Raw genomic sequence first — 15,580 nt, forward strand, 5'->3', positions numbered from 1 at the left:
CGTCCAATCCCAACAATCCAATCCAGAGGTCGCAGCGATGTCGGCGAAGTACATCTTTGTCACGGGCGGTGTCGTGTCCAGTTTAGGTAAGGGGCTGGCTGCAGCCTCCATCGGTTGTCTGCTTGAAAGCAGAGGACTTAAGGTCAACCTGATGAAGTTTGACCCCTACCTCAACGTCGATCCGGGAACGATGTCGCCGTTTCAGCATGGCGAGGTCTTCGTGACCGACGACGGGGCTGAGACAGATCTGGATCTTGGCCACTATGAGCGGTTTACCCACGCACATTTGAGCCGTGAGAACAACCTGACGACCGGGCGGATCTATGAGCAGATCATCCTGAAGGAGCGGCGGGGAGACTACCTGGGCAAGACGGTACAGGTGATTCCACATGTGACAAACGAGATCAAGAATGCGATGCGCAAGGTGGCGTCGCATGGGGCGGACGTGGTGATCGTGGAGATCGGCGGGACAGTGGGCGATATCGAGTCGCTGCCGTTCCTGGAGGCGATCCGCCAGATGCGCCAGGAGCTGGGGCGGGAGAACACGATTTTTGTCCACGTGACGCTGGTGCCGTGGATTGCGGCGGCACAGGAGTTGAAGACGAAGCCTACGCAGCACTCGGTTAAGGAGCTGCTTTCGATTGGAATCCAGGCAGATATATTGTTGTGCCGGACTGACCGTTACCTGCCTCGGGATATGAAGTCGAAGATTGCTGCTTTCTGCAATGTGGAAGAAAAAGCGGTGATTACGGCAAAGGATGTGGGCTCGATTTATGAGTGTCCATTGGTGTTTGCGCAGGAAGGCGTGGATGAGCTTGCGCTGAGGTACTTGCACATGGATGCAGCCCCGCCGGCCCTGGATAAGTGGAAAGACATCGTCGATCGTGCCTATAATCCGAAGGATTCGGTATCGATTGGCATTGTGGGCAAGTACGTTGAGTACGAAGACAGCTATAAGTCGCTGAAGGAAGCATTGGTGCATGGCGCCCTGGCGCACAATCTGAAACTCGAAGTTACTTGGATCGAAGCGGAAGGTCTGGAATCGAAAGAGCCCGGCGACAGGAGTTACGAATCTCAGTTAGCTGGATTTGATGGAATCCTGGTGCCGGGAGGGTTTGGCAAGCGCGGCATCGAAGGAATGTTGAACGCAATTCGGTTTGCTCGCGAGAATAAGACGCCGTACTTCGGTATCTGCCTTGGCATGCAAACCGCTTGTATCGAGTTTGCGCGGAATGTATGTGGGCTGAAGGCGGCGAATTCGAGCGAGTTCGATCCGGCGACGGAACATCGCATCATATACAAACTGCGCGAACTGCTTGGCGTGGAAGAGATGGGCGGCACGATGCGGCTGGGAGCATGGGAGTGCGTGTTGGAGCCGGGATCGCTGGCTGCCAAGGCTTACGGGCAGACACAGATCAGCGAGCGGCATCGGCACCGGTATGAGTTCAACCGCGAATACGAAGCACTGCTGACTGGCGGCGGGTTGCGGCTTACAGGCACGACGCCAGATGCAACGTATGTGGAGATCGTCGAGATTCCGGATCACCCGTTCTTTCTCGGTTGCCAGTTCCATCCGGAGTTTAAATCGAAGCCTTTGGAGCCACATCCGCTATTCCGCGATTTTGTAGCGGCAAGCTACAGAAATCGTGCGCATCGGCTGGCGCCGCTGGCTGTTGCGGCGCGGGAGTAGTAAGCATTGACCGGTAACGGAAGCCAAGAACGCCGGGTCAAGCCCGGCGTTTCTTCTTGCGCCATCGAGACGCTATAGTCTGCTTTTGAACGAGAGAAGATCCAGACCGCGTGCGAGCCTTATGGGTTACCTGATTGCCCGAAGGTAATTATCAAGAACAAGCTAAGGTTGTAACTGGTTATCGATGCCTGCTGTTTGTTTATTAAATAGACAGACGTTTTGAAAAGCCTGTAGCATCTCTGTGACATGAGTCACTTGAATACAGAGGATCGTCAAACCGATAGTTAGTAACTATTTCCCGATTGACTTTATTAGCTTCTCGATGCCACTATCAGTGGCGAGACTTCCCCCAAGGTCGAATCAACAGAAATCAGACAGCTCGATAAGCGAATTATCTTTCGTTCGTCAGTGCCCAAGACCTGCCAGAGGTAAAGGTTGCGGGATAGCTGCCGAAGAAGAGGGCAAGCCTTTCGCGAGGCAAGTTAGCGCTCATCTGAGGCATATCAACTGATCGCGCATGGACTGATGAGAGTTGAGGCCGGGAGGCAGGTCTATGATGATGGGTCGTGCTTTCGCTACCCGTGAGCGCACCGCGTTCTTCCTATGCAATCTGGCGGGATTGGTCGTGCTGGTTTTGCTACGGCGGTTCTGGTGGGCTTCCTGGGCCGGAGCAATGATAGCTTATAACTGCTTTTTTGCCTGGTTGATTCTTTTCGATGAAAAGAAGAGGCGGCTTTCGCATAGCGTGTTCGGTACCATCTCCGGCCACCTGTTTTGCGTGGGCATGCTGATTGCTTTTAAGTTCCTGATAGCGATGGCCATCACGAGTTTCAGCCGCTCTCAACCGGTGACCGCGTTCATGCTTGAATGGTATTTCCGGATGCGGATCCTCCGAATCCTGTTTCTAATGGCGATGTACGGGATGGCATTCTGGGAGCGGAGCTGGCTTTTCGGAGGCGAATCGAATGGTTCGCAAGGGGAGCCGAAGGGCGCGGCCCCTTCGATGTTTTCGCTCGAAGCGCTGCTTGGTCCGAAACCCTCTGAATTGCAGCCGGCCACCGGTGCAGATCACGAGGCGTGGGTTCAATATCGAGCTCAGAACCGCATTTCGTATGATCCGCGCTATTCCGTGAAGGATGATTTTGAGCGCTGGTTACGGAAGCGGGGGAAGTCAATGTACTCGGTCGCGACCGATGATCGGACGGCTTCGGGGGACTGACTCGAGGGGATTGGGCGGCTGCCCTTGGCTCGACGAGACCTTTCGGCACGAAGTTGGGTCGGTTAAGCCTCTGACGGCCGGCCCGCCGCTTGTGTTCTCATAACAAAGATATGAGCCGAACGTTTGAGATTGGGCCGGTACAGGTTGGGGCTGGGCAGTTGTTTCTGATTGCCGGGCCGTGTGTGATTGAGTCGGAAGCGCATGTGCGCAAGATGGCAGACGCCATTCAGCGGATTACGTCGGACCTGGGCGTGCCGTATATCTTCAAAGCGAGCTACGACAAGGCAAACCGCACAAGTGTGAAAAGCTTTCGTGGGCCTGGGTTGGTAGAAGGCGCGCGCATTCTTGGCGCATTGGCTCGGGAAACAGGACTGCCAGTACTGACGGATGTGCACGAGCCAGGGCACTGCGATGTTGTAGCCGAGGCCGTAGATGTACTGCAGATTCCGGCATTTTTATGTCGCCAGACCGACCTGCTGGTGGCGGCTGGCAAGACGGGCCGCGCGGTGAATATCAAAAAGGGCCAGTTTGTTGCTCCGTGGGATATGCGTTACCCGGTGGAGAAGACGAAGTCGACCGGGAACGAGCGTGTCTTTCTCACCGAGCGCGGCGCGAGCTTTGGGTACAACACGCTGGTGGTGGATTATCGGTCGCTGCCGGTGATGCGAGAGTATGCTCCGGTGGTTTTTGATGGAACACATTCGGTGCAGCAGCCCTCGGTTGCTGGCGGTGTAAGCGGCGGACAGCCAGAGTTTATTCCGCTGTTGGCGCGGGCGGCAGTGGCAGCGGGCGTGGATGGGCTGTTTCTGGAAGTGCATGATGACCCGGCGAATGCGAAGTCCGATGGGGCGAATGCGCTGGATTTGAAGCGGTTGAAGCCGCTCCTGGAGACGCTGCTGGCGATTCATGCAGCGGTACCACAGCCTGCTTAGATTGCACGCCGCCTGATAGCATGCGGCTATGTTGAATACCGTCCTGTCTTCCAGGAAGCGCATTGCTTTCTGTGCGCTGATTTCTTTTTCTTTCTGTGCATTTGATTCTGTTGCCTCCGCGCAGGGGACGCTTTCGCGATCGCGTGTTGAGCAGGTACTGCAAGGCCTTGGGCGTGCGCATGGGCTCGGGTCTGTGGCGATTTCTCCTGATGGGACGAAAATTGCCTTCGTGAGGCAGGCGGAGCACAACTGGCAGGTGATGGTAGCTCCGTTTGGCGATTTGGCGAAAGCGGCGCGGGTGACGGCTGCGAAGCGGGACGAAACAGGATGTAACGAGAGCAGCGTGGCATGGGGGCCGGACTCACGGCATCTGGCGTTTCTGGGGAATTGTCCGCTGGGTGAGAGCCAGGAGAATGTGTACCTGGCCACGTTTGAGAACGGCACAAAGTATTCAGTCGAGCGGCTGACGGACGCGCATGGCGAAGTTGGATATCCCAACTTCTCGCCGGATGGATCGAAGATCGCATTTCTGTATGTAGAGGGTGCGACTCGGGCAGCGGGTGCGCTGGCGGCGATGAAGCCGTGGGCAGGCGTGATCGGTGAGGATGGCGTGGAAGTGCAGCGCGTGGCAATGGTTTCCGCTACGGCGCATAATGCAAAGCCGGAGTTTGTTACGCCGGGCAATTTGCATGCGTATGAATTCGATTGGTCTCCTGATTCAAAGGCGCTGGCGTATGTGGCCGCTGAGCCACCCGGCGAAAACAACTGGTGGGTTGCGAAGCTCTACACGCAGCAGCTCGGCGGAGGTCCAAAGGCGATTCTGGCTCCAGCTGAGATTGCTGGGCCGCTGCATGGGCTGCAGATTGCCGTGCCGCGCTGGTCGCCGGATGGAAAGCAGATTGCGTTCATCGGCGGCCTGATGAGCGATCAGGGATCGACCGGCGGCGATGTGTGGGTGATTTCGTCTGAAGGCGGAGAGCCGCGCGATGTGACGCCCGATACAAAGACGAGTCCTGCGTGGATGGTTTGGAAGGGCGACGACGAGCTCTTTGTGAGTGAGCTGGCTGGAGGCAATAGCCAGTTGGTGGATATGAAGTTAGGCGGTGATGCGCCCCGGGTGGTTTACAGCGTGCCGGGTACAGTGGGCGACGGGCGCATGGAGCTAAGCCTATCGACGACGCAAGATCGCTCGGTGTTTGTCTTCCATGCGGTGTCGTTTGAACATCCAGTGGAGATTTATGCGGCGCAGGCTTCGGGCTCGGCCAATGATTTGAGCGGACTGAAGCAGTTGACGCACGTGAACGATGGCATCACTCCGATATGGGGCAAGAGCGAATCGGTGAACTGGAAGGATGAGGGATTTGATGTGCAGGGGTGGCTGCTGTTCCCGGCGCACTATGACCCGGCGAAGAAGTATGGACTGATCGTGTTGGTGCATGGCGGGCCAGCGGGGGCTGCGCAGTCGAGCTGGGGAGGACGCGGGAGTTTGAGTGCTCCGGCGTTTTCAGCGATGGATTACTTTGTGCTGGAGCCGAATCCGCGCGGGAGCTTTGGGCAGGGCGAAGCGTTTACGCAGGCCAATCGCAAGGATTTTGGATACGGCGATCTGCGCGACATTCTGGCCGGTGTGGATACGGTAGTAGCGAAGTATCCAATTGATAAGGATCGCGTGGGACTGACGGGCTGGAGCTATGGCGGATTCATGACGATGTTTGCCGTGACGCAGACGCATCGTTTCAAGGCTGCCGTGGCTGGTGCGGGCATCTCGGACTGGGAGAGCTACTACGGCGAGAACTCGATCGACCAGTGGATGATTCCGTACTTTGGCGCGTCGGTGTATGACGATCCCAAGGTGTATGCGAAGAGCTCGGCGATCGATTTCATTCATAACGTGAAGACGCCAACGCTGGCGGTGGTGGGTGATCGCGATGGGGAGTGTCCCGCGCCGCAGTCGTTTGAGTTCTGGCATGCGCTGCGCGACGAGCATGTACCGACGCAGCTTGTCGTCTATCCCAACGAGGGGCACGGATTTGTAAATCCCGAGCATCGGACGGATGTGCTGGTGCGGGCGCTGGAGTGGTTTGCGAAGTATATGCCTGCGGAGTGAGTGCTTCCGGCTTCAGGCGTTGCGGGTGCAGGGTTGTTGCCCGGCGCATGGCTTCCCACAAGCTGACTTCTCAGGACTAATTCGGATGCGCGGCTCAGCGTCGGACTTTCTCAATGCCCTTCTCCTGAAAGTTGAGCGGTTTAGACTGGCCGTCATGGGGCTGTAAAATTTGCCATGCCAATATGCTTATTCTGCCTGCGAGACGAAGAAGCCGACGCGCTCACTTTTACAGATGAGCATCTTTTCCCCGCTGCGCTTGGCGGAAACTTGGTGATAAAGGACGGCAGTTGCGGCGGCTGCAATCACGGCAATTCCAAGTTCGAACAAGCACTAGCTGCCGAACTCACTCCCATAAGAATGCTTCTCCAAATCCCTGATCGGTACGGAAAAGTGCCGCGTACAGCTGCGACCATTGTCGCGCCTTCAGAAACCTACAAAGGACACGTCCAAAGCGACGGAAAAGTTGTACTTACACCGTCTGTCACGAGGGAGACGAACGAGAAAGGTGAGCACGAGGCCGTCTATCGATTCTTGACTGATGCTCGGAAGGAAGAGCTCCGCGCGAAGGCGAAGAACAAAGGCCAACGATTGATCGAGATGGGTCCAGGAGATCCCGTCACGGTTGAAGTTCATATCGGAGGCGATTTGGTGGTCATTGGTTCGGAGGCTGGGCTACGCATGGTGGCGAAAATCGCCTATACGGGGCTTGTCCATCTCGCAGGCGTCAGAATCGTCACTAGTGATGCTTTTAGAGAAGTACGCCAATTCATTTTCGAAGGTACACCCCAAGGTGTTGCGCGGCTTTTCGTCAACCATAGTTATCTCAAGGCGTGCGAACAAGGCCCGCACCAGCATTCTGTCGCAATTGCGGCACGACGAGACATCCATCGAGTGGATGCAATAGTCCGGCTCTTTGGAGAACTCACATACTTTGTCGTGCTGTCCGATCACTATGATGGACCCGACTTCGTAAACACGCTTGTATATGACGCATATCGCGGCGAAGAGAATGGAATATTTTTCGCCCACATTCAAGCTGAGCTGCTTCAGACTGAGGAAGTCAGGAATGACAAGGAAACTGTATGGGACGATGTGGAGCACTTCGTAGGGAATTTTTGCGAATTCCTTGACCGTGCATTGAAACAACGAGGGATTCAGGATTTGGGTGAAATTAATGCGCCCGGGTAGTCGACAAACACATTCGAATCGAACAGTGCTGGAAATTCATGCAGTGACTACATAAAGTAGGCTTCTTAGAAACTTGTCTGATTGTAACGAGAAACGCCCTTAACGGACCCCGATCGATCACTGACGACACGCCGACTTACCCGAACCAATTCACACTCGAAGAGTGCATTGGCGACGTATCACTCGTCGCGCGGGTGTCAGGGGTCAGAGATCAGGGACCATAAATCTGGAATCGCGAAAAATTTCAATTGACATTCAATGTGAAAATCCACAACTATACGGTTGTGGATAGATTGGGTACCACATTTGCGGCTTTGTCTGATCCAACCCGTCGGGCGATGATCGAGCGGCTCTCGCATGGACCTGCCTCTGTGCATGGCTTGACGGAACCATTTGCGCTCTCGCAGCAGATGATTTCAAAACATATTGCCTGCCTGGTGCGGGCGCGGATTGTGATCAAGACCAAGCGTGGGCGAGAGAGTATTTGCACGCTCAGGCCAGAGACGATCAAGACCGTCAGCGACTGGGCGATTAGTTATCGCCAATTCTGGGAAGAGAGTTTCGACAAGTTGGAAGCGGTTGTGAAGGAAATGAAAAAAGTGGAGGGAAGAGATGACACAAAACACGGCAAATGAGACGGAGCGGATGGTTGTTACGAGAGTTTTTGATGCCCCACGCGAGTTGGTTTGGAAGGCGTGGACCGACCCAAAGTACGTGATGCAGTGGTGGGGACCGAAGGGTTTTACCTGTCCTGTTTGCAAGATGGATTTTCGTGTGGGAGGGAAGTATCTCTACTGCATGAAATCGCCGGATGGATGGGAGGGCTGGAATGCAGGCGAGTACCATGAGATTGTTCCTTACGAGAAGATCGTTTCCACGATGTACTTTGCCGATTCGGAGGGCAACCGGGTTGAGGCTGCGGAGTTAGGAATTGAACACGAGGCCATCGACGATTCGCCGGACGTGATCACATTTGAGGATCTTGGGAACGGCCAGACGAAGGTCACCTTCACTGGAAACGAGACCATGCAGAATGCGATCAAGAGCGGTCAGGTTGAGGGCATGAACCAGATCCTCGATAAGGCTGCTGCGGTGATTGCGGAGCTGGCGCGGGTGAAATAAGAAGCTGAAGCTTTGATGATCGTCATGCGTGAGCTACCGAACGTAAAGCAAGATGTGGGCGCTCCAACAGCAACAAAAAGCCCCGGATTCGCATTGCGCGAATCCGGGGTTGTGGTTTGACGGCTGTTGCTGATTAGTTAGTATTTTTGGGCAGTTCCATCAACAAGCCACCGTTGCCGGTTTGTACTGTAGGAAGCTGTCCATTCCAACGCTCGATCAGCTCTTTCTGGTTCTCGATCTTGCGAAGCTCCAGAAGCTGTGGCGTCAGTGAACTCTGGCGAATTCTATTTGCCTCCGCCTCACCTTGCGCGCGCGTTACTTCAGCCTTTGCATCGCCGTCTGCGGCGGCAATCTCTTTTGCCGCCTCGGCCTGCGTCTTCGCTAACTCGTTCCGTGCGCGCTCGGCATCCTGGATCGCCTGTGCCTTCGCTGTGATTGCGTCTGCGATCACAGAAGGTACGCGCGGGGCACCGATGAACCCGAACTGTTGAATCAGCACGCCTACCGGCTCCATCTTCTGCTGAATGATCATCTGCACCTTGTTGATGAACTCAGCCTTTTGCTCTCCATAGATCTGCTCCACGTTATATGTCGAAGCTACCTCGTTCAGAGAGTTGCGAACTACATCCCGCAGAATGCCGTGAGTGAAGAGATCGAGATCGTTGACACGATACTTCACGTAAAAGTCAGGCACATGTTTCGGATCGATTGCATAGCTCAGCGAAACATCCGAGTAGATCTCCATTCCTTCTTTCGAGTTGAAGCTCATCTCTTCGTTGGCTGCGCGGCCCTCGTTCAGGTCGTGCGTCCACTTGACCGTCTGCACAAATGTTGGAAACTCGATGATCTGGCTACGCAGCGGGCTGTAGAACACCCAGCCGGTGCGCACCGGAATCTCCGAGGCTCCCCGCTGCGATCCACTAAGCAGCACCTCGACGCCCACATAGCCGGCGCCGATGCGCTTGACTGAAGCTACATAGTTCAGAAAGATCGACAACGCGATCAGCGACGCCAAGGTAACTACGCCAAATTTCGCCCAGCGACGAGCGTTTTTGGCGAACAGATCGTCACTGCCCCGGCCAGTGCCGGAGCCCATCACCTCTCCAAAGAGAGTCATTGTCTTTTCCAGATTCTTCCGAGACTGAAGAAACCGCCGACTGCCACGCTAAGCAGAAGGCCCACGCCCACCATTACAGCTCGATTGCTCGGCAAATTGAGCTGGTGGAACCCCGTCACCATCACTTCAAAAAGAAGCAGCGAGACGAGAAATGTTGCAATCAACCTCCAAAACAACCACGTCATTCAGATCCTTGGCCCTTCCTTTCACGGCCAACATCCGTCAAACGCACGGTCACTAACAATACTCCTGGTGACATAAGAAGTGTGTAAGGGAGCGGGATGCCAGGAAGAGGCAGAGGTTTGTGAATCCGGAGCACCGGACAGATGTGCTGGTGCGGGCGCTGGATTGGTTTGCGAAGTATATGCCGGCGGAGTGAGACGGCTGGCGTCAGGGCTTCTCTTCGGGTATCTGAGGCTGAAGGGGAGGCTGATCCGGAACGCGCTCAAAATGCCAGGGTGGCACGTAACCTTTTGCCCAGTGGAGCTGGGCGTGATTCGGATCGGTAAGCGTCATCGGAATGACGTCGTAGTCTGTCCTCTCTCCGACGAGCAGCTCCAGAGATTTGTTCTTGAGCTTCCTTGATCTCACCGGTTTTTGTTTCAGTGGAGGCTTGAGCTCATACAGGCGGCCATCCCCTTTTTCGTCAAGATAGCTGGGCGCAATCAGGATACCTGTCAGCTTGCGTCGAGATACGTGAGTTCGTATGACCATAAGGTTTGCACCGGATTGCTTCAATACCCATTGGCCTGCGAACGGTTGCAGCCGTGCGTTGCGAAGGCAGCCGGCAAGCGGCATTGCGAAGAGCAATAAGCTCGTAAGCCGGATTAGTGCTGTGATTCGCAAAGCATAATACCTCGCAGGCAATCGTAGCATTGCTATGAAATGCTATTTAACTCGATCAATGTTCTAAAGACTTCCTATCTTTTCGGGAATAGGACAAACATGCAGGTGGAATTTGAGCGGAAAGGTCACGATCCGGGAATGGTGGCGGAGATCGGAATCCGATTGTGCCTGCCGGTGAGTAAAAGGTGCATGTTGGCGGCGGACAACCTGGGACAGACGCGCCTGGGCTTGATAGAAAGTTCAGCATTAAGCCACAAGTGCCCCCGACCGAATAGGCTGGCTGAATGCGGTTTTTGTGGCAGATGTGAAGCCGAGGGCAATCCCCGGCTTTCGTTTGGGCTTCCCGTCCGTCCATCATGCACAAGAATGAGTTGTTAGGTGGGGTGGGGTGCGCCTGAAGAGGGCAGCTTCACCCTGATACACTTTTCTTTCGGAATCATTTCGAACTTTTTGAAGTTGAGATTGACCGTTTCGCTGGTTTGAGGGCGGGACGGGGAGGATGCATGCGGCGGTTGCTGACGCTTGTTTTTCTGCTGGCCCTGACAATTCCGGCTGGCATTTCGATCACCGGTTGCACGCGCAATCCCGCAGGGAATTACTGCAATGGTGAAGGTTACGGACTGAAGCTGACGGATGTGGCGACTATCATTCTGCAGCCACAGACGACCGGCATCTCGCTGGCGTATGGGCAGACGCAGCAGTTGGCGACACCTACGGCCAAGACCTGCAAGGGCTCGTCGGCTTCGGTTACGTCCTGGATCTACGGAACTTCGAACAATCAGATCGTCGATATTTCGCCGAGTGGCAACCTGTGCGCGGGCACGTGGAACCGGCGCAGCGGCGGCGGTATTCCTGACTACACGATCTGCAATATTCCGTCGCCGTTGCCCTCGACAAATGGCTATCCCTATGAGTCGGCGTATGTGACGGCGACGGGCGCCGGCGTGACCTCGAACCAGGTAACGGTCTATACACATCCACAGGTGACTGCGGTCTCGCTGGTGCTGGAAAATGCCGCCAATACAGCGCAAATCATCAATGGTTGCCTTTCACAAACGCAGACCGCGCAGCTCGATTCGAAGGCTTACTATACGCTCAACGGGCAGCAGACGCTGTTGTGCGAGCCGAACACTTCTGGGGTGCCTTCATGCTCGACCGCTATCGGCAATCTCTCCTATACGGCGCAAAACACATCAATTGCCACGATTGACGAATTTGGCGTGATCACGGCACAGCTGCCTGGAACGACATACATCACTGCTTCGGTTGCGGGATCGGGTTCGTCGGCGGGTTATTTCTCGACCTGCCCGCCAACCAACATCAGCGTGACTTTGAACGGATCGACCAGCGGCACGGTTACACAGGGCGTCACGCAGAACGTGGTGACGACGGTTACAGATAAAAACGGCTTCACACTTACTGGTCTGACACTCGACTATCAATCGACGAATCCGCTGGATATCAGTGTGACTTCGAGCGGTGCGGTTACAGCAAATTTTGCTGGGCAGGCTTCCATCTACGCGGTGTGCCAGCCGACGACCTGTAATCCCTCGCCGATTGATAAGGTTGGTGTCAATCTCACAGGAACTTCGATCACGAGCAATCCGGTGACGATTACGACGCCGGGCATTGCAAGTGATTATGTCTGGTATTCCAGCCCGCAGTCGCCTGCCTATCCTGTCAGCTCCTCAAACCAGTATCCAATCAGCATTCCGGGGTACGCGCCGAGCACCGGTTCTCAATATTTCACTCCGGTAGAGTTGATCAGCGGCACGGTGGGACCAACAGTAAAGATGCCCTATGTTCCGAATTCCATGAAGATGGATAACCTGGGTACCAGCCTTTACTTCGGGTCAAGCCACGAACTGATGATTTATGCCACGGCATCGAACGCGTTGACCAAAGAAGATACAACCGTGCCGGGTATGGTGTTGGCCGTGGCGCCGAATAATCAGACCGTTCTGATCAACGACCCACTACGGCAGATTTTCTATCTGTATTCACCCAGTGCCGGTACCAGCACAACGTATAGCGGAACCGGGCTGGCTGCGCAGTGGACGCCCGATTCGAAGACGCTATATGTGCTGGGATATGTGACCAACTCGGCCAACACATCGACGCCGTATACGCCAACGCTTTTTGTCTATAACGTGAATACCGGGTGGACAACATATTCACTAAGTTCATCAGCAATGAGTCAGCCGCCTACAGCGCCTAGTACTACCACCGCTGCGGTCGATTGGCCGGTAAGCACGACAGTGACGATCCCGGGAGTTGGAGCGTTTCTGAGCAGTAGTTCAGCTGGTAGCTCAACCGCGACCTCGACGCCGTTACGTGCGTGGTGTCCTTCCCTCAGCGGTAACACGATCGTTCAGGCCTATCCGCAGGCTGCCTCGGCGACTGCGCAGACCGACGTATTGGCGGCTACTACCGATGGCGCTCATATTCTGGGTGTCGGGCTGGATGGTGGCACCTCGCCAACGCTGTCCGACATCGGTTTGAATTTCGCTAACAGCCTGACGAATGGCGCTTGCCCGTCGTCGGGTGGATCGAGCACGAACATCGTGAATTCACCTGTAACGCAGGTCTTGACGACACCGAGCGGCGCGCTTGGATTCCAGGCGAGTGCGTTGGATCAGGTCGTTGCATCACCTGCTTCCAACCTGGCGTTCATTACCTACACGCCAGTTTCCGGAACGACCACTGCTGCGACTCTGCCGTACTATCAGCCCAACAGCAATGGCACTCTGGGCGTTGTGGGGCAGGTGACGTTGCAGGAGCCAAGCGGAAGCACGGCAGTGCCCACGGCTCCGGTGGCTGGTGCCTTTAGCCTGGATGACACAACATTCTTTGTGTCGACCTCTGGTGACAACCTGGTGCACTACATCACCGTGAATTCGTTGACTGACACCAAGCAAGTCAAGCCAGGTCTGACGGACGGTAACGGTAATCCAGTTCCAGCGACAGCCATCGCGGTGAAGCCGAGGACTACTACCTAGCTTTACGATCATTCCAGGAAGCAAGTACAAAGAGGCCCGCATCGAAAGGAACGGTGCGGGCTCTCTGCTGTGCGGGTTTAAACCCGGCTCGGGCGGCATTGATCTGCTGTGTGCAAGACCGGCGGTTCAGGGAGATAGAATCGAAACGTATGATCAAGGGAATTTCAATACTGCGTCCGGCAGCGACGGCGGAAGAGTATGCGACACTGTCGAGTTTTTTCGACGCGTTAGGGTTTGAGCCCGGTAAGGGCTGGGATGAAGAGAAGAGCCGTGGTGCGTCTTTTCTGGCTCCAATGGGAAATCTGGAATTGATTGAAGGCGAGATGCCTTCGGCTGCAGCAGTGATGGTTGAAGTCACCCAGATCGATGCAGTGCGCGAGGCTTCATTGCGCTGGTTCGGCAACCGGAAAGTTGCGCCGGAAGCGCGCGTCAGTGCAGTTGCGGAGACCGACTGGAAGTCACGCATGTTTACGGCCGAGCCGGTGGATGGGCATATCTTCGGCTTCTGGGAGTGGTCTGACCCGTTGCGCGGGAAACCGGTGGCGATCGAAGGCGATCTGTCGGCGGAGGGTATGCGCTTCGCGATTGTTGTTTCGCGATGGAATTCTGTGATTACGGACCGGCTGCTGGATGGCGCATTGGATGGATTGCTGCGAAGCGGCGCGGCGCGACGGCAGATCGAAATTGTGCGTGTGCCCGGCGCGTGGGAGATTCCAGCCGCAGCACGGACCATTGCCGAACGTGTGGCTTCCTTTGGTGGACCAGGCACGGTGGACGCCGTGATTACGCTCGGATGCCTGATTCGAGGCGAAACGGCGCATTATGAAGCCATCTACAACGAGGTATCGCGTGGCATCGGACAGTCGCAGCAGGAGACAGGCGTTCCGCATGCGTTTGGAGTGCTCACCTGCGAGACGCTGGAGCAGGCGCTGAACCGTGCGGGCATCAAGGCCGGGAACAAAGGATTTGAGGCTGCCGTGGCAGCGATTGAGATGGTGTCATTGCGGCGCAAGCTGCTCACGATGAACGGCGAGGACGCATGACCACTACCGGCGTACGACGCAAGGCCCGCGAACTGGCCATGCAGATGCTGTTTCAGGGAGACATGGGCAAGCAGACTCCCGAGCAGGTGGTGAAGACCTTCTGGGTTGCCCGCGAAGAGTCTGACCCGGATGTGCGTGGATTTGCGCAAGATCTTTATCGCGTGGCGACTGCACGTGCGGATGAGATCGATGAACTGATCACAAAGCACCTGGTGAAGTGGCGCATCGAGCGCATGCCGGGAGTGGACCGGAATGTACTCCGGCTGGCTGCGGCGGAGATGCTCGGCTTCAAGTCGACGCCGTTTCCGATCGTGATCAATGAAGCTCTCGAAATTGCGCGCCGTTATTCCGCGCCGGAATCGGTGAGCTTTCTGAATGGTGTACTCGATTCAATGGCGAAGGAGCTGGTGCAGCGAATATGATTCGCGTGCCGGCGATGTAGCCAAACCAATACGGAGGGATCCGTGGAGTTTCTTCATCTCACCTATGAGAAGCGCGCGCCGCTGGCGTGGATCACGATCAACCGGCCAAAGGTGCTGAATGCTCTGAATGCCGCTACGCTCGAAGAGCTTTCCCAGGCTGTCGAGATGGCGGCTGCGGATGATGAAGTTCGCGTGGTGATCCTCACCGGAACGGGCGGCAAGGCATTTATTGCAGGCGCGGATATCGGCGAGCTTGCCGTACTGGACGAGACTTCGGGACGCACCTTTGCACAGCGCGGGCAGGGGATATTCCGGCGCATCGAGACGTTGGGCAAGCCGGTGATTGCTTGTATTCAGGGCTATGCGCTGGGCGGCGGCTGCGAGCTGGCCATGGCCTGCACGCTGCGCATTGCTTCGGAGGACTCACGACTGGGACAGCCTGAGGTGAAGCTAGGTATCCTTGCCGGATTTGGCGGTACGCAGCGCCTGCCGCGGCTTGTCGGGCGTGGTGCGGCAATGAAGATGCTGCTGACAGGCGCGATGGTTTCGGCAAATGAAGCGCTGCGCATCGGGCTGGTGGATGAGGTTGCGGCTTCGGACAAGCTCATGGCGCGTGCGGAAGAGCTGGCGCTGGAGATCGCAAAGAATGCTCCCATTGCCGTAGAACGCACCATGCGGGCGATCGACTATGGTTTGGATCACACACTTGAAGATGGCTTGCTTGAGGAGGCGCGGCATTTCGGTCACTGCTGTACGACTCAGGACAAGGTCGAGGGGACAAACGCCTTCCTTGAAAAACGGGCAGCGGTGTGGTCAGGAAAATAAGGAAACCAGGTTCTGGCGACTGTTCAAGACGGAAGATTCCGTTGCCGGTTGAGATTCGCGCCCTGTGCTC

The 15,580-nt window shown here is 55.9% G+C and carries 13 protein-coding genes; 11 read left to right on the top strand and 2 right to left on the bottom strand.

Translation table 11 applies throughout. From position 1 onward, the window contains the following. Positions 1-37 precede the first annotated feature (37 nt). The 7 genes from OHL22_RS23250 to OHL22_RS23280 all read left to right on the top strand — a co-directional run bounded on the left by OHL22_RS23250 (position 38) and on the right by OHL22_RS23280 (position 8,258). Positions 38-1,690 (top strand): CTP synthase, encoded by a 1,653-nt coding sequence (locus tag OHL22_RS23250; RefSeq protein WP_263342199.1) that lies wholly within the window; start codon positions 38-40, stop codon positions 1,688-1,690. 619 nt (positions 1,691-2,309) lie between these two features. Next, the gene (locus OHL22_RS23255; RefSeq protein WP_263342200.1) at positions 2,310-2,909 is read left to right on the top strand and encodes a hypothetical protein; all 600 of its coding nucleotides are present in this window, start codon (positions 2,310-2,312) and stop codon (positions 2,907-2,909) included. A 110-nt stretch (positions 2,910-3,019) separates the two neighbouring features. Beyond that, on the top strand, positions 3,020-3,841 hold the full coding sequence (gene kdsA, locus OHL22_RS23260) for a 3-deoxy-8-phosphooctulonate synthase (protein WP_263342201.1): 822 nt from the start codon (positions 3,020-3,022) through the stop codon (positions 3,839-3,841). 28 nt (positions 3,842-3,869) lie between these two features. Then, complete coding sequence (locus OHL22_RS23265; protein WP_263342202.1) at positions 3,870-5,948, top strand: S9 family peptidase; 2,079 nt, start codon at positions 3,870-3,872, stop codon at positions 5,946-5,948. Between the two features lie 174 nt (positions 5,949-6,122). Further along, positions 6,123-7,136 carry an HNH endonuclease gene (locus OHL22_RS23270; RefSeq protein WP_263342203.1) on the top strand — a complete coding sequence of 338 codons (1,014 nt, stop codon included), beginning with the start codon at positions 6,123-6,125 and terminating at the stop codon, positions 7,134-7,136. A gap of 248 nt (positions 7,137-7,384) precedes the next feature. Then, positions 7,385-7,771: an ArsR/SmtB family transcription factor gene (locus tag OHL22_RS23275; RefSeq protein ID WP_263342204.1), complete on the top strand. Its 387-nt coding sequence runs from the start codon at positions 7,385-7,387 to the stop codon at positions 7,769-7,771. After that, entirely contained in the window at positions 7,749-8,258 is a 510-nt protein-coding gene (locus tag OHL22_RS23280; protein WP_263342205.1) for an SRPBCC family protein, read from the top strand. The genes OHL22_RS23275 and OHL22_RS23280 overlap by 23 nt, the downstream gene beginning before the upstream one ends. 133 nt (positions 8,259-8,391) lie before the next feature. Here OHL22_RS23280 and OHL22_RS23285 read toward each other — a convergent pair whose 3' ends face one another. Both OHL22_RS23285 and OHL22_RS23290 read right to left on the bottom strand, forming a co-directional pair. Beyond that, positions 8,392-9,375, bottom strand: coding sequence for an SPFH domain-containing protein (locus OHL22_RS23285; RefSeq protein WP_263342206.1), 984 nt, complete (start codon positions 9,373-9,375; stop codon positions 8,392-8,394). 390 nt (positions 9,376-9,765) lie between these two features. Further along, positions 9,766-10,221 carry a hypothetical protein gene (locus OHL22_RS23290; RefSeq protein WP_263342207.1) on the bottom strand — a complete coding sequence of 152 codons (456 nt, stop codon included), beginning with the start codon at positions 10,219-10,221 and terminating at the stop codon, positions 9,766-9,768. A gap of 503 nt (positions 10,222-10,724) precedes the next feature. Here OHL22_RS23290 and OHL22_RS23295 point away from each other — a divergent pair. From OHL22_RS23295 to OHL22_RS23310, 4 genes are all read left to right on the top strand, one after another. Continuing rightward, positions 10,725-13,220 carry a hypothetical protein gene (locus tag OHL22_RS23295; protein WP_263342208.1) on the top strand — a complete coding sequence of 832 codons (2,496 nt, stop codon included), beginning with the start codon at positions 10,725-10,727 and terminating at the stop codon, positions 13,218-13,220. A 149-nt stretch (positions 13,221-13,369) separates the two neighbouring features. Beyond that, positions 13,370-14,263, top strand: coding sequence for a 6,7-dimethyl-8-ribityllumazine synthase (gene ribH / locus OHL22_RS24945; protein WP_317890917.1), 894 nt, complete (start codon positions 13,370-13,372; stop codon positions 14,261-14,263). After that, the gene (gene nusB / locus OHL22_RS23305; RefSeq protein WP_263342209.1) at positions 14,260-14,685 is read left to right on the top strand and encodes a transcription antitermination factor NusB; all 426 of its coding nucleotides are present in this window, start codon (positions 14,260-14,262) and stop codon (positions 14,683-14,685) included. The genes ribH and nusB overlap by 4 nt, the downstream gene beginning before the upstream one ends. Before the next feature lie 42 nt (positions 14,686-14,727). Beyond that, complete coding sequence (locus tag OHL22_RS23310) at positions 14,728-15,510, top strand: enoyl-CoA hydratase-related protein (protein ID WP_263342210.1); 783 nt, start codon at positions 14,728-14,730, stop codon at positions 15,508-15,510. Positions 15,511-15,580 lie beyond the last annotated feature (70 nt).

The organism is Acidicapsa dinghuensis (genome assembly GCF_025685685.1).
Classification (GTDB): Bacteria; Acidobacteriota; Terriglobia; order Terriglobales; family Acidobacteriaceae; genus Acidicapsa; species Acidicapsa dinghuensis.